Here is a 24,505-nt window from a genome sequence, read left to right on the forward strand (position 1 = left end):
TTGACTACGAGATTGATTGTAACGCTTTTATTTCCGTTGCAGGAGGTAACGGCCATCGGGAATTATTCCACTTTTTTTAGGTCTCTACGTTTTCAACCATGCTTCCGGCTTCGTTCGCTTGTTTACGGTACTGATTCGGACTAATCCCTTCGTAATCTTTAAACAGCTTGATAAAATACTTTGGCGTCTGGTAGCCGATCTGTTCCGAAATATCCGTAATCGAAAGCCTGGTTTGCAGCAGCAGCTCCTTCGCCTTCTGCAGCCTGCTTCTCGTTATGTATTCGCTAAAGGTAAAGCCCGTCTGTTCCTTGAACAGCGCACTAAAATAGCTCGGATTCAGGTGAATCTGGTTTGCTACCTCACGCATGCCGAGCGGCTCCTGCAAATGCTGCTCCACATAGCTGATTGCTTGCTGGACCGGCAGACTATATTGCTTGGCAGCGGTCTTGGCCTGCATGAGCCGCGTATCGACCAATTTCTCCAGTACTTCAACGCGTCCGCGCTCTTCTTCGATTCGCAGCGCCTGCTCCACGGCCTCAACCAGCTTGCTCTTCTGAATCGGCTTCAGCAAATAATTGACGACACCTAATTGAATCGCCGATTGGGCGTACTGAAAATCCGGATGTCCGGAAATGATGATAACTACGGGTTTATGACCGGTACGCTGCATGGTTTCCACCAGCTGCAGGCCGTTTACCTCCGGCATTCGGATGTCTGTGATCAGCAGATGGACCTGACGGCTGGATAGCACCTCAAGGGCTTCCGCCGCATTGCTGCCGCTCCATATTTGATGCTGCCCGGCCGACCATGTCTCCAAGGTTTTGCGAATGCCCTCTCTGGTTAACGGTTCATCATCCACAATAAGAATGGTTTTCCCGGATTGAATCATCGGCTGCCTCCTTATGAATCGGAATCTCAAAGCTAACACGGGTCCCTTGCCCGGGGTTGCTGATAATCGACAATCCTCTGCCGCCCTCGGCGGAAGCCGGGTAATAGAGCCGAATGCGTCGCTGTACATTCAAAATGCCCGTCCCGGTTCCCTTTCCTTTCGTTGGAGGAACACCTCCCGCCTTCAGGGTACTCATGATGGCATGAAGCTCTCGCTCGTTCATACCTGGACCGTCGTCACTTACCATAATTCGCACCTCCGATGCCTGTACAGGTGACGGCTCTACCCGGATGGTGATGAGGCCTGATCCTGTTTTCCCTTCCAGTCCGTACAAAATCGCGTTCTCCACCAGCGGCTGAATCAGCAGCTTGGGAACATGAACGTGATGATAAACGTCGGGAGCGCTAATGTCCCAAACCAGGCGGCTGCCAAACCTAACGCTCATAATACGCAGGTAGCGTTTGATATGTTCAAGCTCCTCACCGATGGTAACCCATTCGTCTTTATTCGGGCTGTCTATGACATAGCGGAACAAATCCGACATTGCCACGACGAGGTCGGCGAGCTCTTCCTCCTCCTTCTCCTGCAAGGACCAGTACAGCGCTTCCAAAGTATTATACAGAAAATGGGGATTGATTTGAGCCTGCAGCGCTTTCAATTCGGTGCGGCTTTGGAGAGCTTCTTTTTCATACACCAGCTTAATGAGACGGTTGATGTTATCCACCATCTGGTTGTAGGTCATATTCAAATCATTCAGCTCAGTCGTATAGGATTTCGTAAGGTTAGGCGTCAGAACGCCTTGCCGGGTATTGCGCATCGCCCTCATGAGCCGAAGGATAGGTCTGGTAATCATCATCGATAGCACGAAGGACAAAAGAATAAATAAAATCGAACCGATCGCCCCGGATACAAGAATGGCCCATCGCAGTACGGAAATTCCTTCAGTGATGTCGCTGACCGGGTACAAAATCATGAGCGTCCAGCCGGTCGTTTCGGAAGGCTGCTTGACGAGAATGTAGCGCTGCTGCCCGATCGTAACCTTCTGTGCATCGGTGACCATCAGTTCACTCACATCGGAGAGTGCCGCTCCGTCCGCCACAATCGGTTTTCCCGCGCTATCGGCAAGCAGCAGCAGCTCGCGATGCCCGCTGTCCGGCAGCCCGGGCTGGAATTCAAAATAGCTTCGGTTGATGCGTACCAGTAAATACCCGCCGTTCGAAAACCAGCGGTCAACCAGATTGATCCTGCGTATCGCCAAGACCGATTCGGAATCCTTCGGGTCGTTCCCGACCCAGATCAGCTTTCCCTTCTCTCTATCGGCCTGTTCGATCCAGCTTGTAGTAACCCGATGCGTAAGGCTTTCCTCGTCTAGCGGAAATACCCTTACATAATCCGGAGTATACAATTCAACGTTGGTTACGCCACCGCTGTACCCCTGGATATGATTGGCGATTTTCATCAGAGCCTGGCGGTCGCTGAAGCTGGCTTTATCCCCGTTAACCATCGACAGAAAAAGCTGCTGCAAGTACGCGTCGTTGACCGCCTGCAAGGTTAAGGTGTCGATCTGCTTAATAACCGCTTCCAATCTGCCGTCGGCTTGGCTGGCGATTTGCTTCATCTGAGTCTCCGCTTTGGAATTGAGGAGCCCGGAAACCGAGTTGTACGTTATGATGCCGGCACAAATCAGAACGATAATCATAACGGAAACGAATCCAGCCAGCATCTGATTGCGCAGCGTGTTCCAATGTGCCACCTTCTGCCACAAAGTAGGGTCCTCCCTCATCTTAGTTGCGTCATGTCCTGACCAAATCATACTACAACCCCTGTTCATTTGACTATTACTTCCATCCCGCCAACGGCAGAGCGCTTGCGTATTATTAAGATACGATCTGACGCCCCAAAATAAAATCAAGAATGACCGCCATTCCAGGCAGGCCATTCTTGATGTACATCATCGTCGTATTTCCCTATACAATACGAAATAACGGATTTTCCCTAATAAAATGTACGGGAAGACCAGGGAATTGCTCCCGCAGCCGCTCCGATAATTCCTTCATGCCGTACTCCTCGCTCTCCGCATGGCCTAAAGCGATGAATGCCTTGTTCCTTCCTTGATGAACAGCGTCCCGAACATACTCCGGTGTTTCCCATTCCGGCCCTTCTCCGGCGATAACCAGATCGAGATGGTAATCCTTCAATAATGGAAGTGCCAGGGCCCCCCCTCCCCGGTAACCTGCCAATAACCCAATGCGGGTACAGGGCATCTCCGGTTCCCCCACAACACGCACGAATGGAATTTGCAGCTTTTCCTTCAAATATTGCGCTGTACGTTCAAGGGACATGCCAGGAATTTGTACAATCGTTGCGGCAGGCAGATGCTCTTCAACGTAAGGCGTCCAGTCCAGTGCATTGAGCAAACCGGTCATAATCCCGTCTGTTTCCCAACGATGAATATGATCATGGTAGCGATATATGGCGATGCCGGTGCGATCAAGCAAATTGTTTTTCTCCATAATAACCGGATCATCCTGCCCTATCATCCCATCCTCCTGATGGCGGTAAAACGTACCCTCGTGTGAAATGATCAAGTTGGCTCCCAAAGCCGCGGCCTGCTCAATCACTGCCTGAGTAGCCACAAAAACGACGGCTATCCCCGTTACTACCGTCTGAGGCGATCCGTATCTTAATGTATCAACAGTAGATTCGTTTTGCGGACCCTTCTCCAACAACAACTCAATAACCTGTCCTATGGTGATCGTCAACTGCATCATTCCTTTATCCTAGTGTTTTCGCTGCTCAACGGCGGGACCTGCGTCTACCTGTCGATCCTGTCTTGGAGCCTTCGCTTGTATATTTATTCTAATGGAAAGAGCCTGTTTATTACATAGAACAATTCAACAAAAATTGTAATTTTTAAATATGTTTTCCCGCTTCAATCAGGAAATTGTATAGGCCAGAACAAAATAAACGGGGTTTTGAAAAATCATAAAAATAAGCGAAGAATTAAGTTTATTGATCTGTTAATGTAAACGTATTCAAAACAAAGTGCGAACCAAGGAGGGATTACAGACAAGGCAGGAATTGTCTTGCCTCATTCTATCGGGACACTGATGATTTCTAAAAAAATTTAAAGGGGGGTGAGTATAATGTAAGCGTTCTATTGCTGGGGGATTCTGGTCTTGATTGCCAAAAGCTCGACTCAACATTCATAAGAGGAGTTGATTTTATTGAAAAAGACTGGCAGCTTACTAAAGCGCGGCTTGAATTTAGTCGTTGCTTCTACCCTCATCACTACTTCACTATTCTTCCCCATCTACTCGGCAGACGCAGCAATAGGTCCTAGGCAAATGGAAAACCTGGGCCGGGGTGTAGTAGCTGTCCGAAATGGCTCCAATGTTTTTATCAGCTGGCGTTTACTGGCACTGGATCCGGCAGGAATTGGTTTTAATATATACCGATCTGCAGGGGGCGGCGCCGCAGTCAAGCTAAACAGCTCGGTTTTGACCGGAGGCACCAATTTTACGGACACGACTGCCGATCTTACCAAGTCTAATCGTTATTACGTGAAACCGGTAATCAGCGGTGCGGAACAAGCGGCAAGCGCTTCATTTACCCTTACGGCCAACCATGCAGATGAGCCTGTCGTCACAGTTCCGCTGCGTAGCGGCTCAGCCATTAAAAACGTATGGGTCGGAGATTTCGATGGGGATCATGAATACGATTTTCTCGTGGACCGTACCGAAACAACCCCTCAGAGACTGGAAGCCTACAAACGCGATGGCACTTTTCTATGGTCGGTCAATCTCGGGCCCAACAGCAGCAATCAAAACAACATTTCGCCCGGTTCTTCAACGATTAGTGTCGGAATGTGGGATGGCGTTACGGTTTATGATTTGAATGGAGACGGCAAAGCCGAAGTCGTACTCAAAATCGCGAATGGTGTTACTTTTGGCGATGGTACTGTTTGGAATAACAGCAGTGATACGAAACAATGGCTTGCTGTACTTGACGGTATGACGGGAGCGCTCCAAAATTACTCTCCTCTTCCGGACGATTATAGCTCTGTTGGCCCTCTAGCCACTCAATTGGGCATTGGTTATCTCAATGGAACGACTCCAAGCATCGTTGTTTTTGCGAAAAACCGTAATTCAGACGGCTCCTTTAATTGTGTTGTTTCTGCTTATCGTTGGAGCGGCTCTAACCTTACAAGGGATTGGAAATGGTTACGCGGTTCACAAAACGCCCCGGACGGCCATCAAATGCGGATTGCGGACCTGGATGGCGACGGTAAAGATGAGATAGCGGAAATTGGCTTGGTCCTTAATGGCGACGGTACATTACGTTACTCTTTGGCGGGCAGCAATGTTGTACATGGCGACCGCTTCTATATCGGCAAGCTGGATCCCAACAGGTCGGGACTTCAAGGCTATGGTATTCAACAGGACAATCCGTTTGGGCTGCTTGAGTACTATTACGATGCTACGACGGGTTCGATGCTTTGGCAGCATACTACTACACCTCCAACGGGGGATGTTGGCCGTGGAGATGTTGGGGATATTGACCCCCGGTATTCCGGTTACGAAACGTGGTCTTTCTCAGGAATTTATAACGGCCCGACTAACAATCAGATAACAACGACGGCAGCACCATACCCTGCCTTCCGTCTGTGGTGGGACGGAGATCTCTTGAGTGAAAGCTTTAATGACGGAAAAATTGAGAAATGGAACTATAGCTCAAGCTCTGTTTCCCGATTGGTAACTACCTGGAATTACCATACAGCCACTCGCAGTGAACGTGGTGCTCCTATGTTCTACGGTGATATTTTTGGTGACTGGCGTGAAGAAGTTATTTTAACAAGCAGTGATTTTTCAAAGCTCGTCATCTTTACTACTCCCCTTCCAACCAATACACGACTCTACACTCTTGCTCAAAACCCTTTATACCGGAACAGTATGACTATTAAAGGATACAAGCAGTCTCATTTAACGGATTATTACCTTGGAAACGGAATGTCTACACCGCCCAAACCCAATATTTATTTAACGCCGTAATGATGCCCTTGCATATAACCTATCTTGTCCAAAAATGCGGGATTTGCCGAGCGAATACGTAAGATATGCGGGGAATTTCCCCAGAGACTTTGTTAGTCTATGATCAATAATTCGTCATCCCAAATATTGAAAGGAGGTGATATGCAATTACTTAAATGGTAGATAAAGTTAAATCATGGAGGTGTGTCAATCTAACTTTCACAGTCAATGGCAGTTGTTTTTTGAGCCAGCAGGGATGAGTTTCGATTATTAAGGGGGAAATACAAAGTGAATCGTAAAAAAACTGGCAGTACGATGCTCACCTTCACTATCGCTGCTGCGCTGGCAACGGGGTGCAGCAACAGCGAAAAGACCGGTCAGGAATCTAACGTGAGTTTGTCTGAAGGGGATAGCAAACCTGTGGAATTGGTGATTCATTCCGATAGCGGTGATTCTGTGGAGAGCTTCGATGAACGGTTCGGCAATGCGATCCGCAGTAAATTCCCTAATTACACCATCACCTATATCAAGACTGGGAAGGGAACAAGCAAAAGCGAGCTGTTCGCCGCAAACCAACCGATCGATATGAATTTCGATTCCATCGGCTATTTCATGAACTCCATGGTGAAAAATGACCTGCAATACGATATGAGCGAGTTGATCAAAAAAGAAAATATCGATTTAAATCAGCTTGATCCGGTGGCTGTGAATGGGATGAAGCAGCTTTCCGGCGGCGGCTTATGGGGAATACCGGTCACGAACTTGAATGTGGTCTTGTTCTATAACAAGGATTTGTTTGATAAGTTCGGCGTACCTTATCCCAAAGACGGGTTAACCTGGGATGAGGCGACTGAGCTCAGCAAGCAGCTGACAAGAAACGAGAATGGACAGCAAATCGTGGGTCTATACGGGGAGACCGGGCATGTTCTCAGAACGAATCAATACTCCCTTGGGACCGTGGATCCCAAAACGCTCAAAGCCACCTTCAGCACCAACGAATTATGGAATAAGCTTTTTGAGGCAATCTATGTGAAGCCGGCTTCAAATGCAGGGTACAAAGAGTTCATGATGAACGTACGATCGGGGAATCTTCCTACCAAGGACAATTTCGTGAAGGATCGCAATCTGGCCATGTATGTCGGATTGACGAGTACTGTGTTTACAAGCGCCAGTGCCATGGAAGGGATGAATTGGGATATCGCGACTTTGCCGGTGTTCAAGGATATGCCTGGAACTGGAAGCCAACCTTATCCGGTCTATTTCAGCGTCACCAAAACAAGTAAAAACAAAGAAGCGGCAATAAAAGTCATCAAATATTTGGTTTCCGAAGAGTTTCAATTGGCCATCTCCAAAAAAGGTGAGGTTCCTGTCCTGACAAGCGATACCGTAAAGAAAGCTTTTGCCCAGGGAAGTCCTTTTAAAGATAAAAACTGGTCTGCCGTATTCGCCCATAAACCGGCAGCTATTCCCTTGAAGTCACCATACGACGGCACTCCGGAAAACGAGGTCAAAGCATTGCTGCCTAAGGTTGTTCTAGGGGAAACCGATATGAATACGGCACTTCGTACGATCGATGAAAATTCGAATAAGAAAATCGAAGCCGAGCAAACCAAATGATAACAAAGCGTGATGCCAGCTGCATGAGGACGGTCAGCGGGTTCTCTGAGTCATACCCTCTCTCCCAATGTACATAACAGAATTGTAATTCGTCCCATGAGAGGATAGATTCGAATAACAGCCAAGGAAGGGAGATTTTTTAGTGAAAAAAGGAGTTAGCCTATCTTTAATACTTTCTATATGCACGACTATGTACAGCTCGGTATTAGCTGCAAACGCAAATGAAACCGGTGGTCCAATCGTAAATGAGGCGGAAACAGCCTCTGTCACAGCCAGCGTTTATACTACTTTGGAACAATCCCCGGGCCAGTCAGCCCCGACGAATGGTGATTTGTTAAGACGCATGGAAGATCTGGGCCGTGGAGTCGTTGCAGTCCGCAGTGGCTCCAATGTATTCATCAGTTGGCGGTTGCTCGCATTGGATCCTTCAGGGATTGGTTTTGATATTTATCGTTCCACAGCAGGCGGTCAAGCCGTTAAGCTGAATGGTTCCGTTCTGACAAAGGGCACTAATTATACAGACACTACGGCTGATCTGACGAAGGATAATGTTTATTTTGTGAAGCCGGTGATCAACGGTCAAAAACAAAAAGCTAGTGCTTCGTTTACCCTTCCAGCGAATCCTGTGGATGCACCGTACTTCACCGTTCCAATACGTGATGGCGGCAGCATCAATCATATATGGGTTGGAGATCTTGATGGAGATGGCGAATATGATTATCTCGTGGCTCGAGATGCTGAGAAGCCTCAGATCATTGAAGCGTACAAACGCGACGGAACCTTTCTCTGGGAAGTAAATCTTGGTCCTAACAGCTTGAATCAGGATAATATTTCCCCTGGTTCAGCTACAGTTAGTGTTGGACATTGGGATGGGCTTACTGTTTATGATATGGATGGAGACGGGAAGGCAGAAGTCCTCCTCAAGATCGCCAATGGCGTGAAGTTTGGGGATGGCGAGGTATGGACCGATCAAAACGATACGAAACAATGGCTGGCAGTACTTAACGGCATGACAGGAAAACTCCAAAGCGCCAGTGAGCTTCCGGATGATTATATTTCCATCGGTCCATTGGCCGCTCAGCTTGGCATCGGATATCTTAACGGAACAACGCCGAGTGTTGTCGTTAATGCCAAAAATCGTAGAGCAGACGGCGGCTTTAATATGCTTATTGCGGCTTATCATCTGGAGGGTGACAATCTTGTAAGAGACTGGAAATGGCTGCGCGGTTCTCAAAACCTTGCTGACGGTCACCAAATCCGTATCGCAGATGTAGATGGGGATGGAAAGGATGAAATAGCACAAATTGGCTTCGTCCTGGATCATGACGGCACGCTGCTTTATTCTTTAACGGACAGTAACGTCGTGCATGGGGATCGCTTCTACATCGGCAAGATGGATCCGAACCGGCCTGGACTTCAAGGATATGCCATTCAACAGAATAACCCTTATGGTTTACTTGAGTACTATTACGATGCCACTACAGGTCAGATGATTTGGCAGCATAATACTACACCTCCTGCATGGGATGTGGGCCGTGGCGATGTTGGGGATATTGACCCTCGTTATCCTGGTTATGAAGTCTTTTCATTTGAAGGGATATACCATGGCCCAAGCAACACACAGATTACCACAAAGGATAATAAAGGGAATCCGTGGCCAACTATGCGTATGTTCTGGGACGGGGATTTATTGAGTGAAAGCTATAATAACGGGAAAATCGAAAAATGGAATTATCAAACAACCTCCGTGTCTCGTTTGGTAACGACTACGAATTATGAAAATGCGGTTAGCAGCTGGCGCGGGGTTCCCAAGTTCCTCGGCGATATTATGGGTGACTGGCGTGAAGAGGCTATATTAACCAATAAGGATTACAACAAACTCATCATTTTCACAACACCGATTCCAACAGATCACCGAATCTATACGCTCCCTCACAATCCGCTGTACCGTAATGGGATAACGATTAAAGGGTATGTCCAATCTCATTTAACCGATTATTACCTTGGAGATGGCATGGCTGCTCCTCCTACTCCGAATATTTATTACGCAGGCAAGCTAATAGATGCAGACGTGGAAGCCCAGCCGAAAACATTAAATTTCAAAAGCAATGGAAAATACATCACAGCAACCATTAAACTGGCCTCGAAGGATGTCTCGCTTGTAAACGCTGCTTCCATAAGGATGAATATCAATGGCGTGACCATCTATGCCCAATCCGCTCCGATGGAAGCGGGAGATCTTGATCGGGACGCTAACGGGAAATTAACGGTCAAGTTTGACAGGCAGCAAGTCATCAACGCGTTAGCCGGGCTGAATGGCAGCATTCCGTTTAGTATCACCGGTTATCTGCAGGACGGAAGGACCTTCACCGGCAAGGATTCATTCAAAGTAATTCATTAAGAGCTGCTTGCTGGCCAAAACAAGGAGCAGTATGGAAAGGGTATGGGGCTCACCCCATACCCTTCTCCCGTCCATGGCAGGCCCTTACGCAACGAAGGGCTTGCAGAAAATCGTAATGAAAACACCCATTTTCTCATCAAACCAAGGAAAGGGTGTTAAGTTTGATAGGAATGAATTGGGACATTGCACAATTTTCAACCCATCCGCAGCTGCCTGATGTAGTGAATCAGGTGGATATCCACGCGATGTTTATTCCTAAAGGAAGTTCTCATCCGGACGAGGCAGCAGAAGTCATCAAAGCGCTTACTTCCAAGGAAATCCAAATGTTTCGCGCCAAGGAGTATGGTCAAATGGCCGTGTTAACTGATCCGGCTGTTAAAAATTCATTCGGTCAGAACGTCCCCGCCTTAAAAGGAAAGCATATCGAGGCAATTACGAAAAGCAAGGTCAGCCCTTATCCAACCCCAACGAAGTACGACGGGCAGATTAGAAGTATTATTGATAAATACTATAATGACTATGTCAAGGGGAAAATTCCGGATGCGAATACAGCTTTAAGGCAAGCGCAAGAGGAAGCAGATAAGTACCTGAAGGCTCAAAAAATAAGCTGACGCCATAAATAGCGCCAGCTTCCTGTTTCCCTTGATTACCCGGATGCCGTCCGGTCTATATGTCCGGAACCGAGCGTTCTTAATGCACATGCGGCTGCCAGCAGCGCGACTCCGGTCAGGAGGAACACGAACGGTATACTGATCCATCCGCCGATAAATCCTCCCAGCAGGGGGCCAACGACGATGCCGAACTGGTTGGCGGATTGGCTTAAGCTGACCGCCCGGCCGCGAAATTCATTGTCCGCGTAACGGATAATGAGCGCATTCAAGGCCGGATAAACGGCCGCGAAAAATAACCCGTAACCGAACCGCAATAGGCCGAAGCCAAGCAAATGAGTGACTCCGAGCTGAAGCAGATTGCCAATCCCTCCGCCGAGCAGGCCGATCAGCAAAGTTTTGTGATAACCAATCCGTCCGCCGATCCTTCCCCACCGGGGGCCCATAATGACCGTAGCGATCCCGACCGCAGAGAATACGATGCCCGAGCTGAGCGAAGCCTTATCCGCACTTCCGCCGATCTGCACGACATAGATAGTAATCAGCGGTTCCAAAATCATGACCGATGTCGATACAAGGAAGATTAACCAGTAAATCCTCATCAACCGGGAGTTCTGCCCCGCTTGCTTTAAGTCGTCTATCATGGAAGGCCGCGGTCCTTCCTGCTTTTTGTGAATCTCTACAACTCCCGCAAGAACAAGGATGGCGGATAGGAATGTGATTATGGCGGAAGCTATGAAGCATTCCCGTAATCCGACCCAGTGGATCAACAGCCCTCCCGCCAGCGGCCCTAGTATCCCTCCAGCTGCAGTCGCCGTCGATATAACGCCCAGAGCGTAACCGACATGCTTTTCCGGCGTGTTCGTGCCGACCAACGCGACCGACGCAGGGCTGAAGCCGGCCATTAACCCTTGGAATATGCGGACCGCGATGAACGTATACGGGTCGTAAACGAAATAGTTAGCTAGGTGAGCCGCACCGAGCCCTATCCCCGAACGAACCAGCATCAATTTCCTGCCATATTTATCAGCAAGAGATCCCCAGAAGGGCGCACATAAACCGCTGATGAGGAAGCTGATCGAAATCGACACTCCCGACCAGGCTTCGACGCCTTTACTGATCCCCAGCTCTGTCTGCAGAAATAGCGGGAAAAAGGGCACCGACAACGTATAAGCTATATGGTTGAGAAATAAACCGAGCCATAATATGCTAAGATTTCGTCTCCAATGAAGCTCCATCCCGCCCTCCTTTTCGTTCGCTTGCTTGTCAAGATATAACTTTCCTACGACTTTGCGCTATAAGCGTACGAACTGCCTGAATATAAGATGGATTCGAGAATTTTATTCGCTTCATCCGCATCCGTGCCTTCTATGATCAATTGGATCTCCTCGGTTCTTGGGAATTGGGAGAAGAACAGTACCATACCCAGGACCCCCTTAGAATTAAATAAATAACCGTCAGATGCAAACGAGACTTGGCTCTTGAATTGATTTGCCGCACTGACGAATTTGAGGATCTGCCTCAACGAAAATCCGTTTGGAAATTGGTAGCTTCGTAAAATCTTCAATTGGAGTCCCTCCCTGTGGAAAATAAAAAGGAGATTCAAACCTATGAAATAGGCGAATCTCCAGTTGTCTGGTTGACTTATAATTCCTATTGGAATACTATGTAATTACTTGATTATAACTCACTGCGCTTTGTTAGTCAATGGCATCTGCCGTTATGTGTCTGTGGTGATGAAGCTTTGATATTTCTTGATCAACTCTAATCGGGCTGAACCCCAAAAAGGCCGAATTAAGAGCAAGACTAGGCTCCAATCCGACCTTTCCTTCAATTCATTCAATGAACCTGTACGCCCAGGCCCCGGAAAAATTCCCTCATATTCCTAAGGTAAGAATCGTTTACAGCAGTCGTTTCCTTAAGGAGATCCTGCATACTGTTCATAAAGGCGGAGGCTGATGTCGTATCGGCTTTTTCAAACCGGTTTGTTAGCTCCACGTTATTCAATACCGCCTCAGTCTGCTTCGTGTGCTCCTTATATCTCTCTATCCAACCGGGGTTTTGGGGAATCTTTCGTACAAAATCCAGCAAATGGCTCAGCCCATTCCCCCCATTTTTTATGTCATTTTCGAACGCGGCATATTGCTGGGGAGCTACCAGCTTCATCAGTTCCGATGGTTTGATGTAGTCCTCGGGGGCACCTACGGGGCGATCTGGAGGAGTCGTGTAGCTAATATCCCCGGTCCCTGGGTCAATGGATCGTGTCGTAGCAATCGCGGCGATCCTGTCCATCGTGTCCAGAAATTCTTTGGCCTTACCGCCTTCCATATAATGCTCTGCAATATACCTGGATTGGGATAGTCCCATCTCCAGCAGCACAGCTCGCTGACTATCATCCGTTACTGTTCCGTCAACGATAAAATTGGACTCGATCATCCTGTACACTGCATTGGATACTTCTTCTGGCTGTCCTTCCAAAACCCGGCTTAACGAATCGTTGATCTGGGTTGTACCGAAATACTTCATAGGCTGTGACTTAAGATCGCCTTCTGCCAGTTGTCTGCCGGTTTCGCTAATCTCTACGGAGTCTCGAACGACGAATCCGGAAAGTACTTTTTCTTGGAGCTGCGGTGGCGCGGATTGTTTGGCTGTCGGATCGATCCGTAGGTTGTCAGAGTTAATAAGAGCAGCCTGCTGGCCTCTAAGCGGCTCAAAATTCATCCTGTTTCCTCCTGTCCTCTCTGTAACTAAGGGGTATGTCTATCTATTATATCGGACAAAACTTATACAAAGTGAAGGAAACACATCCATAAATTGGGCTGCTAATGCTAGTTGATAGGAATCCTCCGCTTCCTCTCCATTCGAGTGCGGATTACTTCTTCAACGCATCGATCTGCTTTGTCGCTTCTTCCTGCGCTTCCCTCAGCGCCGTATTGATATCTTTGCCGGCCATTACGTCTTTGAATTTTGCTTCTAGGGGCGGACGCGCTTTACCGGAATACAATGATTGGGCAACGAAGGGTGCCGGCTTGCTCTTAAAAATCCCCTCAATATGCTTCCCCTTCAATAGAGGAAGGTCTTCACCGAAATGTTTGTTCATCTCCGGATTTTTCAGCGCCGACAGTAAAGCTGTCGATTTTGTGTACGCAAGCTGCACTTCGTCCGAAGTCATCACTTGAAGCGCCTGCATCGCCTGCTCGCGATGTTTGCTTGTCGTCGTGATACAGAGGCTGTATGCCTTAACCATGCCGTACACATTAGGCTTATCTGCGAAGCTCGGGTATTGGGCTATATCCCAATTTACATCAGATTGCGCGAGGCCGCTTATCACGCCGTGAGATGCGTACATTGCGACATTTTTGTCCTTGGCGAAGCGGTTAACCGTTCCCGCATGATTCGATATCGTGTTCTGGTTACCTGGGATACTATATATTTGCTTCAAGGTTTCGAATACTCTTTTCCACCCTTCGGTATCCAGTGTGGCCTTCTGCGTTTTCGGATCGACAAACGGCAGGGACAGCGAATTGCCGAGCTTTTCCGGCCCTTCAGGATCGAGCCCCTTATACTGGATTCCTCCATCTTCACGGGTCAGCTTCTTAGCCAGCTCAATCGTATCTTCCCAGGTCATCCCATCCTGCGGATAAGTTACACCGAACTTGTCGAATAGATCTTTGTTATAAAACAAAGCATAAAAATCTTGCGCGAACGGCAGACCGTACAAAATCTCTTTCTTGTCCCCATCCCGCATCCCGTCTAACACTTGTTCGTCGAATCGACCGAGGTCCATTCCCGCTTTCTTGATGTCCGCTGTCATATCGCCGATCAGCTTTAAATCCTGAAACTGGACTAACACGTCGTTCCAGGCCATAATGATATCCACTTCATTGTCGCCGCTGGCTACAAGGTTCTCTGGCTGCATGCCCGGTCCACGCACTATCTGCTGCAGGGTTATGTTCGGGTATTTTTTCTTGACAGGCTCAGCAATCAGCTTCTGAAACGCATCTTCCTGGAAAATCGCATCCCACATGTAAATTTTCAGTGTGACCGGTTGCGCCTCGACTGTTGGTTCCTTAGGCGGGCTGACCGCGTTGCTGCATGAAGCAGATATGGCAGCTAGTGTAAAGATGACCGCTGTTTTCTTCATAAATGGAAGAACCATTGGACCCTACCTCCCTTTTCGTTCTAAAGCTCTGGCATGACATCGTATGTGTTAACTTGTAAACCCTTACATTTTGTTATGGTATCAGACGTTTATTTGGTTTAAAATAGACATAATGGACAATTTTGTAATCCAAATGTCCTAACTGTACAATTCAGGGAGAAGTGTGAGATGGACATTCAATTTCGCCGGGATTACGACGAGCTGGACTTACGGATTCAGATGGGACATTTGCAAATTAACGTATGGTATATCCGATTCGTTCCTGCCTCCCAACGGGTTAATAGGAACCATGCGCACGGTGGCTACGAGCTGCATTTCATACCATACGGGTACGGCCGGCTCATCGCCGAGGGAGAGCATTACACACTGAAGCCCAATACGTTTTATCTGACCGGCCCGATGATCTATCATGAGCAAACGACCTCTGCCGATAACCCGCTTGCGGAATGCTGTATTACATTCGATATTACTGTTTTGAAGAAAAGAAAGCAGGACAACGAGTACCTCCGCATCGAAGCCGACCTGATGATCGAAACGCTAACTTCTACGCGATTCTGGTTCGGAGAGGACGAGTACGGCAGCATGGAGCTGTTCCAGAAAATTATGAACGAATTAGATAACCGGCTGATCGGCTACTACCATAACATCCGAAGTTACGTGTCCCAGATTATCGTCAACGCGGTTCGCAGCTACCGCGGCCAGAATAAAGCTGATTACACGCTGCCCCGCAAAACCTTAAACGAAAAAAGAGAGCATCTGCTCGATGCGCTTATGAACGCAGAAACACCGGATATGTCGCTGGAGCAAATGGCGAGCGAGCTAAAGGTCAGTAAGCGCCATTTGCATAGGCTTATGAAAAAACAATTTCAAATGACCTTCAAGCAAAAGCTATCGCACGAAAAGCTGGAAATTGCCAAGAAGCTGCTGACCGGGACAAAGCTCACCATAGATGAGGTAGCGCGCTCGGCCGAATATTCATCGAGCAGTTATTTTTGCAAAAAGTTCAAAGAGCACACAGGGATGTCACCCACCCAGTACAGAAAGTCTTCAAGCAGGGATGGGCGGTTCTGATATCCCCTTCGTACTTCAGCCGCTATATCGGTTTAAGAAAAAAACATAACTATGAGCTATACTCCCATTTTTAGGTTTTGACTAATAATGGGGGGCAGTTCACACGAGAGAGTCGCATTGTGTTTTTAATTATTCGTATAAGCTTTCTAACAGCTGCCTTACTTTCCTCCTGTCACTTCATACAAGGTCATTTGATCCGCTTCGATAAGAGGAGTCATATCGACCATAAGCTCCCCCTTCTCGTTAAGTCCTGTCTTTAATTTGTATCTGGACCTTAAAGATGACTTCTACACGTTCTGTGTAGATAATCACCTTTCCAATATAACAACCGATTTTGATTTCAGAAAAATTGCGATATTTGATGAGGGTCCTAAATTGGGAAAGCAGTTGTTGCAGAATATCCTGTGTGTGAGCTGCTTTTATGACCTCGGCTTAAATGAGCTTCAGCAGGCTTGTCGCATAGCATAATCCAGATTGGGACTTGCCATATTGAGTTTCTTGATAAAGTGATTTTAATTGACAATTGAAGGGAATACGAGTATGATATAAAAAACACAAAAGACCCAAAAACAGTTTTTGTAATTGAATGATGATGGAAGGGGGGGCGAAATGTTACTAACCAGGCGGCGTATGCAATTTTTACAATTGCTAATGGATTTGTATAAAAAGACGAACCTACCTGTTCATTATGAAACATTGGCTCAGTCATTGAGTGTCAGTAAGTGGACAGCATATGATATGCTGAAGGAAATTGAAAAGCTGGGCTTCCTGTCCCGAAGCTACGAGGTGAATGCCAAGGATACCGGAAGATCTCAAGTTGTGTATATTCCAACGAGCAAAGCATTCGAATTATTTGAACAGAAGCGCAATGAAGCATTTAATCCAATGGAGTGGAAGGCAACTATTGCAAAAATCAATGCACTTCTTACGCGCTTGAAAAGCATGGATTTTGATAAAGCACTTCAAAAAATGTTCGAGGAAACATCGAAAGCTGCTACCCGCATTGATTTTTGTGCATACATTATCGGTTTGTTGCTTATTTACTTGCGTAAGCTTGACGGGAAAAATGCATACTCGATCTATCACCTTGTCAGTACAGCGCCAAATAAAGAAACAGGGATGACTGTGTTTGTCGGAACGGTTCTTGGAATGGCGTTTGCGTCGCTAGATGAGGAAATAGGCGTAGAACTAAGTGAATTGGTATCTCAATATTTAAAATCGATTGTGGAACTTGCTGAAAACGAAAAAACAATACTAAATGATTTTCTGCTGAAGGCTTTGCATAAAGTGTAAAGCACTTTTTTTGCTTACTTTTTTGGTCTTTTTGGTCTTTTTGGTTTAATGTGATTTTTGGTTGCTGCAGTTGTACTTATGATAAAAAGCTTTCCAAAATTAAGTGATGGAGTGTTACATATGCTTAGAATTACTCAATTTTCTATGAAAAATTTATCTGCTATTTTAATTATTGCCATCATGCTAACCATAGGTGGGATGTATTCAGCAACGTTATTGAAAATTGAAAGTCTTCCCCGGATGGAAAACTCCTTGGTTTTTATTGAAACGGCGTACCCTGCACCGCCTGAAGACGTTCTTAAGGATGTGACGAAAAAATTGGAGGAAAAGGTGCAGGGGCTGGATGGCCTGAAAAAATTAAGCTCGGTCTCCAGCAATAACTTTTCTCAAATTACATTAGAATTAGAAGATGGTGTTTCTGCCAAAGAAGCCAAGAAGGAAGTAGAAAGCCTCATTCAATCGGTTAAATTGCCTGATGATGCAGAGAAGCCCAAGGTTTTAAACCAAGGAATCGTATCGGTACCCGTTTATTACTTGTCCTTATATGGTAAGGAGGATGTCAGTCAGGCGGAACTAAGCCGATTGTTGGACGATGTGTTCCTTCCGGGGTTTAGAACTATTCGCGGCCTGGATCGGATTGAAACTATCGGCAATAGCGAGGCGACCGTAAAAATTAAGTTGAATGCCGATGCGATTAACCAGTTTGACATGACTCCATCGCAAGTAGCGCAGTACATAGAAGCTTGGCTCATCTCCAAGCCAGCGGGTGAGGTTGAGTTTGATGGCAGTTCAGAGATGATTCGTGTCAAAGGGGGCCTAAACACTCTATATGCTTTAACTTTGATGAAGGTAACTTCGCCTAGCGGTGATCTGCTCAATTTGAACCAAATTGCAAAAATTGAAGCTATTGACGATTCCAAGTTTATAAGCCGTTTAAACGGTTCTCCTGCCATTGCTGTGCATCTGTATAAAACTGATTCTGCCAATGTCGTTGAATTTACAAAACAAGCAGATCAGCTTATCAAAATTTGGAAGCAACAGTATCCGGCTCTTTCTTTTGATATTGTAATCAATGGGGCTGTCGAAATTAACAATTCTGTTTCTGGCATGCTGAGGGAAGGAATACTTGGAGCGCTACTGGCAGCGTTCATCATTCTGGTGTTTTTGCGTAATATTCGAATGACAAGTATTGTGCTTGTTTCGATCCCACTATCCATGTTAATTACATTTATTTTGATGCAAGTATTTGACATCACGCTTAATATTATGACATTGGGTGGTATGGTAATTGCTATAGGTCGGGTGGTTGACGACAGCATTGTGGTTATTGAGAATATTTATTCCCAACTGCAAAAGAAGCAGGAACGAGAGGATTCCGTGATCTTGTTCGCCACGAAACAAGTCTCTGCCGCCATTACTTCTTCAACCATTACTACGGTGGCTGTATTCTTGCCGCTTGGCCTAGTTAGCGATCCGGCTGGAACTATTTTGGCCCAGTTCGCATTAACAGTGACTTGTGCGCTGATGGCTTCGCTTGTTGTAGCATTGTCCATCATACCGCTGATGGCGAAGGTGTTTGTCTTACGTCAAAAGAAGCTTCCTGTTCACGAAGAGAAGGCGGGACGGTTTACTGCTAAGTATTCTCGCCTGTTACTCTGGAGCCTAAATCATAAGGTCAAAACACTGACTGTCGCCGTAATTCTACTAGTCGGTTCGATCGGAATCGCAGCTCCTTTTGTAAAAATCGTTTTTCTCCCGGACAGTGAGATTGACAAGACAGTAAGCTTCGAAATACAGGCTCCGCATGATACATCCCTGAGTGCTATGGATGATAGAATGAAGCAACTGGAAACGATGTTAATCGAGGTGAAAGATCCGAAGGGGGAGCCTGTTTTTAGCAAAATAGAAGTATTAATTGGATTCAATTGGGAAGAAAAAGATTTCCCCAACCGGGCTGTTCTTATTGCTGTAGTTAATGATTCTTTACCGGCCAGAGAAATGATGAAGCAATTTCAGACTAAAATTCAGTATGAACTGCCAGCCGATTATAAGGTGTACAGCCGAATCATATCGGCTCTCGGAATCTCTCCTTCCAACAGCTATGAATATCGGTTAATAGGAAACAACTCGGCTAATTTAAGGGAAGCGTCTGAGAAGATATCGAATGCCATGAGAAACAATCCTGATCTTTCCAATGTAAGAGATAGCTTCAGCGACTCCAAAACTGAGTTAGAGGTACTGGTAGATCTGAATAAAGCGCGAATATATGGTGTGACAGCGGCTCAAGTGTTGCAGACCGTTCATAGCTGGATTGATGAAATTGAAATGAAAAAAATAATGTTTGATAACACCGAGTTTCAAACGTATGTCGGAGTGGACCCCTTGCACGTCAATGATGTTAGGAAGCTTGGTGAACTGAGAATCAAGACGGCTAACGGAGTGACGGTGGAATTGCATGATATAGCCAAAATTAAGCGCATAGCTTCTCCTACTTCCATTTTTCGAGAGAATCAACAACAATATGCTGCAGTTACGGCTACGATTAATGGTCAGGATACCGGAGGAATTAGCAACAAAGTAACAGCAGAACTAGATGCCCTGGAGCTTCCCGCCGGTGTCGTCTCTAAGGTTCAAGGGGCAAGTTTGGATATCGCCAAACCGTTCGGAGAGATGTTGGGTGTAATGGTGGCCTCCATTTTTGTCATATATGTCATTATGGTTCTCACCTTTGGCAATGCAGGCTCGCCTTTTGCTATCCTCTTTTCATTACCGTTTGCGACCATCGGGGGTATTGGAAGCTTGGTTATATTCGATGAACCGCTTGGTATATCCTCGCTATTCGGATTTCTTATGTTAATCGGGATTGTTGTAACCAATGCCATTGTACTTATCGATCGCGTGCAGCAGCTCCAGGAAGAGGGTATGGAAACAAGAACTGCGCTTCTTGAAGCAGGGACTACCCGATTAAGGCCCATCCTTATGACAGCGGCAGCTACAATCATATCCTTGTTGCCCCTGGTCCTGGGACACGGTGGAGGGGCGGTGATTTCTAAAGGATTGGCATTAGTGGTTATGGGCGGTTTAACTACATCTACATTATTAACGTTGGTTGTTGTGCCTTGTATGTTTGAAATTGTGGAGCATATTAAAATGCGTTTTACTTATCGTTCAAATTCGTCAAAGGGCACTGAATCCGAAATAATTGCCGACTGAGTAAAAAGCGTATATCTGATGATAAATTTTAGTTTAAACGAAGCTAGGGGCAACTCAACATGCCAGGTGACTACTTCTTACCGGTTTGGTTCTAAAGTGGTCATTAGCATGGTGTACGGGCAAATCGGTGTAAATCCGTACATCCACCATGAACCGATAGCCTCTAAGCTTTGATAGAACATCATGCTACGGCGAATTGTGGATTTGCCAATCCACGCTTCCTCGCCTCATCCAATGTCATCAATTTCGCTTCGATCAGTGGAGTGATATCGATCAAAACGGGATCGTCGCCTTTTTGCGATTGAGGCAGCTTATAGTCTGTTCCGTTAATGGTAAAGATGGTTGTACTGCCTCCCCCACCGCCAAAACTATGGAGTTTTTTTCTATTCAACGTCTCCATCAGATCGTGGAAGTCGACCCAGTTGCCCTCGCCGGCCATTGGTTCCCGATTGTTTTCCATCCTATTGCCCTATGCCTCTTCCTCGGCGGCCTTCGGCTTTCCTTGCGCAGCGCCTGCGGCAGGAGGAGAGCTTGGGATGTTGTCCGCGAACGCCGTTGCAGCAGAGCCGATCAGCATTCCTGCCGTAAAACCAACGATTAATTTTTTCATTTCCTTCACTCCTTAACTGTATGGCCGATTGAATTTGATTCCGGCAGCATGGAAATTTCAGCAGGAAATACGCCATCGGCCGACGAGGAAAGGCAGTAACGACAAAAAGCCGCAGGGCACCGGCTTGACCGCCAGTAATCTGCGACTGTTTTTTCGGGACACTTTATTTGACGCCGGAGCTGGTGAGGGTTCTATCTCCTAGTAGATCTCCTCCGATGCAGTGCCCACTTGTTTATAATGAATCTTTATATTATCTGAATGCATGGAGTCACTACCTTCATCACAGATAAACGAAACCTCAGCTAACGATGCGCATTCATCCTGATATGAGGCGCGGGTTGATCTGAAACCGTTATCTCTTATCCAATAAAATACGTCCTCGGCTCCGAAGCCCCCCATTAATTTAAGCCGAAGCTTCCGGAGCATCATACTGCTATCGAAGTATACTCTTTTTAAGTCGAACGATGCCGAGAGCTCTCCGGATGCAGCATGAATCCATTCATTGCCGTCCAGCGAAGTGTATACTTCATATTTTCTTACTGCCCCTTCCGCATCCCTATGATTTTGTCTGGGCATCACATGGATTCCCCGTACCGAGACAGGCCGGTCCACCTCAAATTCGAGAACAAAAGGATACTTCCCGCCGTAGGGTCCGCCTGCAAGCCAATACGTGTTAGGGTCGCCGTCTAGTATACGGTCAATTGAAGTGTCGGGTGCTGTCAAATCCACCTTAATATCCCTGCTATCACTTGCTTCCTCTTCAACGAGCTTCACTGTTGTATTCAATCTTTTCATGACCGCCGTATCAAATAGAAACGATTGGAGATGCTTCTTGGTTACTTTGACTTTAGGTTGAAAGTCAGTGCTATCCATATATTTTAGAATGGAGTATAGGAGCTGTCTTGCCGCCGGTCTTTGATCAAGGTCTTTTACAAGATTGGCGGAACATACCATCAGCTTGCCGTTATAAAGATTGCATTCGAACGCCAAAGCGAGCTTATAATTACGGTTCCAATCGTCTATAGGCCAGATGAAAGGCTCTACTTCATCAGGCAATGCTTCGATATTGATACCGCGGGCATTATCAACGATCTCAGCCCACTGCCATTCCATACCGCAGGAGGTGGGAAATTCCGCGAGTGCCGGGTGTGCCGTATCGCACCAAAGCCCGAGACTTCTTGACCATTTCGGACCCATCTGCGTATTCCAAAACGGCGGCAATATCGAGAGCGGCGGACAATGATAATCCAGACTTTCCGCTGCCGGCAAGAATAAAACCTTTTCGCCGTTTTTTAATAAACGCACAGCCTCGCTAAAGCTTTTTGTAACATGGACACTATCGAAGCTTGAAAAATCGCTCTTCGCCGGGTAGACCCAGAACTTCCAGTCGTTTTCAATAGCTGTATTCTCGACGCCAACGACGAGTTTATAAGCTGAAGGTGTTGGAAGGCCGCCTAAATCGGTCTCTATTGTCCCGATGAAAGAATTTCTTCCCGTTCTAATCTCTTGCTTATCAAAACTGCCGTTGATATACACATTACCGCTTTCATCTATAATTTTCCAATATATGGCTGCCCCAAGTAAATCCTCCTCGGCGAAGCATGCGATTTCGAGGTCCGCGCACAAAGTATCACTCGCTGTATATACCAATTTGTTTATTCTTGCAAGCGGAACGACCGGAGCACAAAAACGTCTGAACTGCTCCGGATTAATGTAAGGCTTGGGTTCCCAAAAGGCATCCAGCAAACCGACAAGGGCACTTCCTTGGCCAAGATAATCATGCAGATCCAGTAGTGAAAAACCGGAATAGCCGAACGTACGAAGATTGGCTTCCACTTCCTCCTTATAAGCCGCAGCTTGAAGTATTCCTGATGCCTGCACAAAGTCCGCATTCTTATGGAGCATGTTATGTTTTTCCAGAGAATGCTTGAATATTTCATAGTTTCCGGCACGCAAATAACCTGTGAACTTAGGGATGATTGAAAAATCAGGATAGGCGCAATATTGGCCTACTTCGTGAGACAGGAAAGGAACTTCCATATCTTCGAGGTATTTGGAATAATCACGGCCAAACCAGCCGTGGATGCCTCTCATTCTTCCTTCCCCACGGCTGCACGTGTAATAATAATCCGTTCCGTCAACAGGTTCACCGTCCCTGGGCCAAAACCAGCCTGACTGGGCGCAGTAGAGACGTCGGTTGTCCAGCTTCCTGTACTTTGCAACCCAGCTTCTCACACAAGGTTTATAATTCCCATGCGGCTCATTGCCTGATGACAACAGAAGAAAGGATGCATGGTTGCCGTACGCTATGATAATTCTATCCGTCTCAACATGCAGCTGCTGTTCAATAACGCCTCCCGGAATAAAATAATTCCACATGCCGGTTTCTATCTGAAGGTATATGCCCGCCTCGTCGGCTGCAACAAATGCCGCTTCAGGCGGACACCAGGAATGATAGCGGATATGATTCATGCCCCATTGTTTACATATAGACATGATTCTTCTCCACTCCTCTACATCCGTTGAAGGGGAGCCTGTCAAAGGAAAGCAGCCTGCATCATGGGTACCTCTAAAGCTAATATTTCTTCCGTTGAGTACGAAATTTCTCCCTTGAGCTGTAATATTTCTAAGACCAAATGTTATGGATTTCGTATCAACGATCTCACCGCTTTGCCGATCTGTCAGGGTAATATCCAATTGATGCAGAGCGGGATTAAATTCATCCCACAGGGAGGCGTTCTCCCCAAGCTGCACGGTATACTCTATAATCCCACCTTCGTGGTCAATATCGGCATGAAAGGTCTCGTTATCGCTAATCGTCGGGTATTTGTCATTGTCTGAGCAATTAAGGTTTATCGTCTTTTTTATGACAATAGCACCATGATGCCGGCTTCCGCTTCGATTGGTAATATGGATTTTAACAAGCGCGCTCTTGGTTGAATAATCCGGGTATACGGAAATATCGTCGAACCCTGCGAGAGACTTAGGAACAAGCTCCATAGTGCCGACGATCCCGTTCCATGTGTTTCCCACGGAATCTGACACAGCATGGGCATCAGGGCGATAGGGATAAATCATACTGTTATCTACCCTAATAGTTAATACATGCTTCCCCTTTCGTAATATACCAAGATCGTAGATGTGTTCAGCGCAAAGACTATCGTAATCGCCAAAGCTCTGATCATCAATCCAAACCGAAGTTTTCCAACGGGCGCGTTCAAGATGAAGCTCCACACGCTTATGTTCCCATTCCGGAGGAATATCGATGTCGGTCTGGTACCAGGCTGCCCCAATATAATGCCTAACCGGTTGTGATAAAAAAGGAACCTTGGTATGATCCTTTTCGGTAAATTCCTTGTATTCCTCTCGCAAAAACCATAAGCGGTCGTGCAAGCCGTCAACGAATGGCGTATCGGCCGAAATTTTGTGACCAAAGCCTTGAGCCTGTAACGTGCCCGGCAGCAGGATCGTATGGTCAAAGCTATGCCGGTTATACCATGTTTCCTGGATACCAACATTATTCTCATCAAGCTGAAAACGCCAAACTCCGTGAAGCGATATAGGCTGCGGTAATGATCCAATCATCCAATTGTTCTCCTTGTCCTTACTTC

The 24,505-nt window shown here is 46.6% G+C and carries 17 protein-coding genes; 7 read left to right on the forward strand and 10 right to left on the reverse strand.

Annotated elements, in window-relative coordinates:
- Positions 1 to 76 precede the first annotated feature (76 nt).
- From GGC63_RS00160 to GGC63_RS00170, 3 genes are all read right to left on the reverse strand, one after another.
- Positions 77 to 889: a response regulator gene (locus tag GGC63_RS00160; RefSeq protein ID WP_192700621.1), complete on the reverse strand. Its 813-nt coding sequence runs from the start codon at positions 887 to 889 to the stop codon at positions 77 to 79.
- Positions 852 to 2,654: a sensor histidine kinase gene (locus GGC63_RS00165; RefSeq protein WP_225947840.1), complete on the reverse strand. Its 1,803-nt coding sequence runs from the start codon at positions 2,652 to 2,654 to the stop codon at positions 852 to 854. Before GGC63_RS00165 ends, GGC63_RS00160 begins: the two co-directional genes overlap by 38 nt.
- 202 nt (positions 2,655 to 2,856) lie before the next feature.
- The gene (locus GGC63_RS00170; protein WP_412973846.1) at positions 2,857 to 3,651 is read right to left on the reverse strand and encodes a Nif3-like dinuclear metal center hexameric protein; all 795 of its coding nucleotides are present in this window, start codon (positions 3,649 to 3,651) and stop codon (positions 2,857 to 2,859) included.
- Between the two features lie 465 nt (positions 3,652 to 4,116).
- Between GGC63_RS00170 and GGC63_RS00175 the strand changes: the two genes are divergently transcribed.
- The 4 genes from GGC63_RS00175 (at position 4,117) to GGC63_RS00190 (ending at position 10,548) form a co-directional block, all read left to right on the forward strand.
- Positions 4,117 to 5,940, forward strand: a complete 1,824-nt coding sequence (locus GGC63_RS00175) for a hypothetical protein (RefSeq protein ID WP_225947841.1) — start codon at positions 4,117 to 4,119, stop codon at positions 5,938 to 5,940.
- A 267-nt stretch (positions 5,941 to 6,207) separates the two neighbouring features.
- Positions 6,208 to 7,536, forward strand: coding sequence for an ABC transporter substrate-binding protein (locus GGC63_RS00180; RefSeq protein ID WP_192700623.1), 1,329 nt, complete (start codon positions 6,208 to 6,210; stop codon positions 7,534 to 7,536).
- Positions 7,537 to 7,678: 142 nt separating this feature from the next.
- On the forward strand, positions 7,679 to 9,937 hold the full coding sequence (locus GGC63_RS00185) for a hypothetical protein (protein ID WP_192700624.1): 2,259 nt from the start codon (positions 7,679 to 7,681) through the stop codon (positions 9,935 to 9,937).
- Positions 9,938 to 10,098: 161 nt separating this feature from the next.
- Positions 10,099 to 10,548 (forward strand): hypothetical protein, encoded by a 450-nt coding sequence (locus tag GGC63_RS00190; protein WP_192700625.1) that lies wholly within the window; start codon positions 10,099 to 10,101, stop codon positions 10,546 to 10,548.
- 35 nt (positions 10,549 to 10,583) lie between these two features.
- On the opposite strand, the gene GGC63_RS00195 is transcribed toward GGC63_RS00190, so the two are convergent.
- The 4 genes from GGC63_RS00195 to GGC63_RS00210 form a co-directional block, all read right to left on the reverse strand.
- Entirely contained in the window at positions 10,584 to 11,783 is a 1,200-nt protein-coding gene (locus GGC63_RS00195; protein ID WP_192700626.1) for an MFS transporter, read from the reverse strand.
- A gap of 44 nt (positions 11,784 to 11,827) precedes the next feature.
- Positions 11,828 to 12,112 carry an HPr family phosphocarrier protein gene (locus GGC63_RS00200; protein ID WP_192700627.1) on the reverse strand — a complete coding sequence of 95 codons (285 nt, stop codon included), beginning with the start codon at positions 12,110 to 12,112 and terminating at the stop codon, positions 11,828 to 11,830.
- A 272-nt stretch (positions 12,113 to 12,384) separates the two neighbouring features.
- Positions 12,385 to 13,266, reverse strand: a complete 882-nt coding sequence (locus tag GGC63_RS00205) for a hypothetical protein (protein ID WP_192700628.1) — start codon at positions 13,264 to 13,266, stop codon at positions 12,385 to 12,387.
- A gap of 151 nt (positions 13,267 to 13,417) precedes the next feature.
- On the reverse strand, positions 13,418 to 14,704 hold the full coding sequence (locus GGC63_RS00210) for an ABC transporter substrate-binding protein (protein WP_192700629.1): 1,287 nt from the start codon (positions 14,702 to 14,704) through the stop codon (positions 13,418 to 13,420).
- 171 nt (positions 14,705 to 14,875) lie between these two features.
- Here GGC63_RS00210 and GGC63_RS00215 point away from each other — a divergent pair, with 171 nt between their 5' ends.
- From GGC63_RS00215 to GGC63_RS00225, 3 genes are all read left to right on the forward strand, one after another.
- Positions 14,876 to 15,778 carry an AraC family transcriptional regulator gene (locus GGC63_RS00215; RefSeq protein WP_192700630.1) on the forward strand — a complete coding sequence of 301 codons (903 nt, stop codon included), beginning with the start codon at positions 14,876 to 14,878 and terminating at the stop codon, positions 15,776 to 15,778.
- Between the two features lie 609 nt (positions 15,779 to 16,387).
- The gene (locus GGC63_RS00220; protein WP_192700631.1) at positions 16,388 to 17,071 is read left to right on the forward strand and encodes an Lrp/AsnC family transcriptional regulator; all 684 of its coding nucleotides are present in this window, start codon (positions 16,388 to 16,390) and stop codon (positions 17,069 to 17,071) included.
- 120 nt (positions 17,072 to 17,191) lie between these two features.
- Complete coding sequence (locus GGC63_RS00225) at positions 17,192 to 20,284, forward strand: efflux RND transporter permease subunit (RefSeq protein ID WP_192700632.1); 3,093 nt, start codon at positions 17,192 to 17,194, stop codon at positions 20,282 to 20,284.
- 181 nt (positions 20,285 to 20,465) lie between these two features.
- On the opposite strand, the gene GGC63_RS00230 is transcribed toward GGC63_RS00225, so the two are convergent.
- The 3 genes from GGC63_RS00230 to GGC63_RS00240 form a co-directional block, all read right to left on the reverse strand.
- Complete coding sequence (locus GGC63_RS00230; protein ID WP_192700633.1) at positions 20,466 to 20,744, reverse strand: hypothetical protein; 279 nt, start codon at positions 20,742 to 20,744, stop codon at positions 20,466 to 20,468.
- A gap of 9 nt (positions 20,745 to 20,753) precedes the next feature.
- A complete protein-coding gene (locus tag GGC63_RS00235) occupies positions 20,754 to 20,894 on the reverse strand; it encodes a hypothetical protein (RefSeq protein WP_192700634.1) in 141 nt (46 codons plus the stop codon).
- A 198-nt stretch (positions 20,895 to 21,092) separates the two neighbouring features.
- Positions 21,093 to 24,479 (reverse strand): discoidin domain-containing protein, encoded by a 3,387-nt coding sequence (locus GGC63_RS00240; protein WP_192700635.1) that lies wholly within the window; start codon positions 24,477 to 24,479, stop codon positions 21,093 to 21,095.
- Positions 24,480 to 24,505: the final 26 nt, after the last annotated feature.

The sequence above is a fragment of the Paenibacillus sp. OAS669 genome (genome assembly GCF_014873645.1).
In the GTDB taxonomy this organism is placed as follows: domain Bacteria; phylum Bacillota; class Bacilli; order Paenibacillales; family NBRC-103111; genus Paenibacillus_S; species Paenibacillus_S vulneris.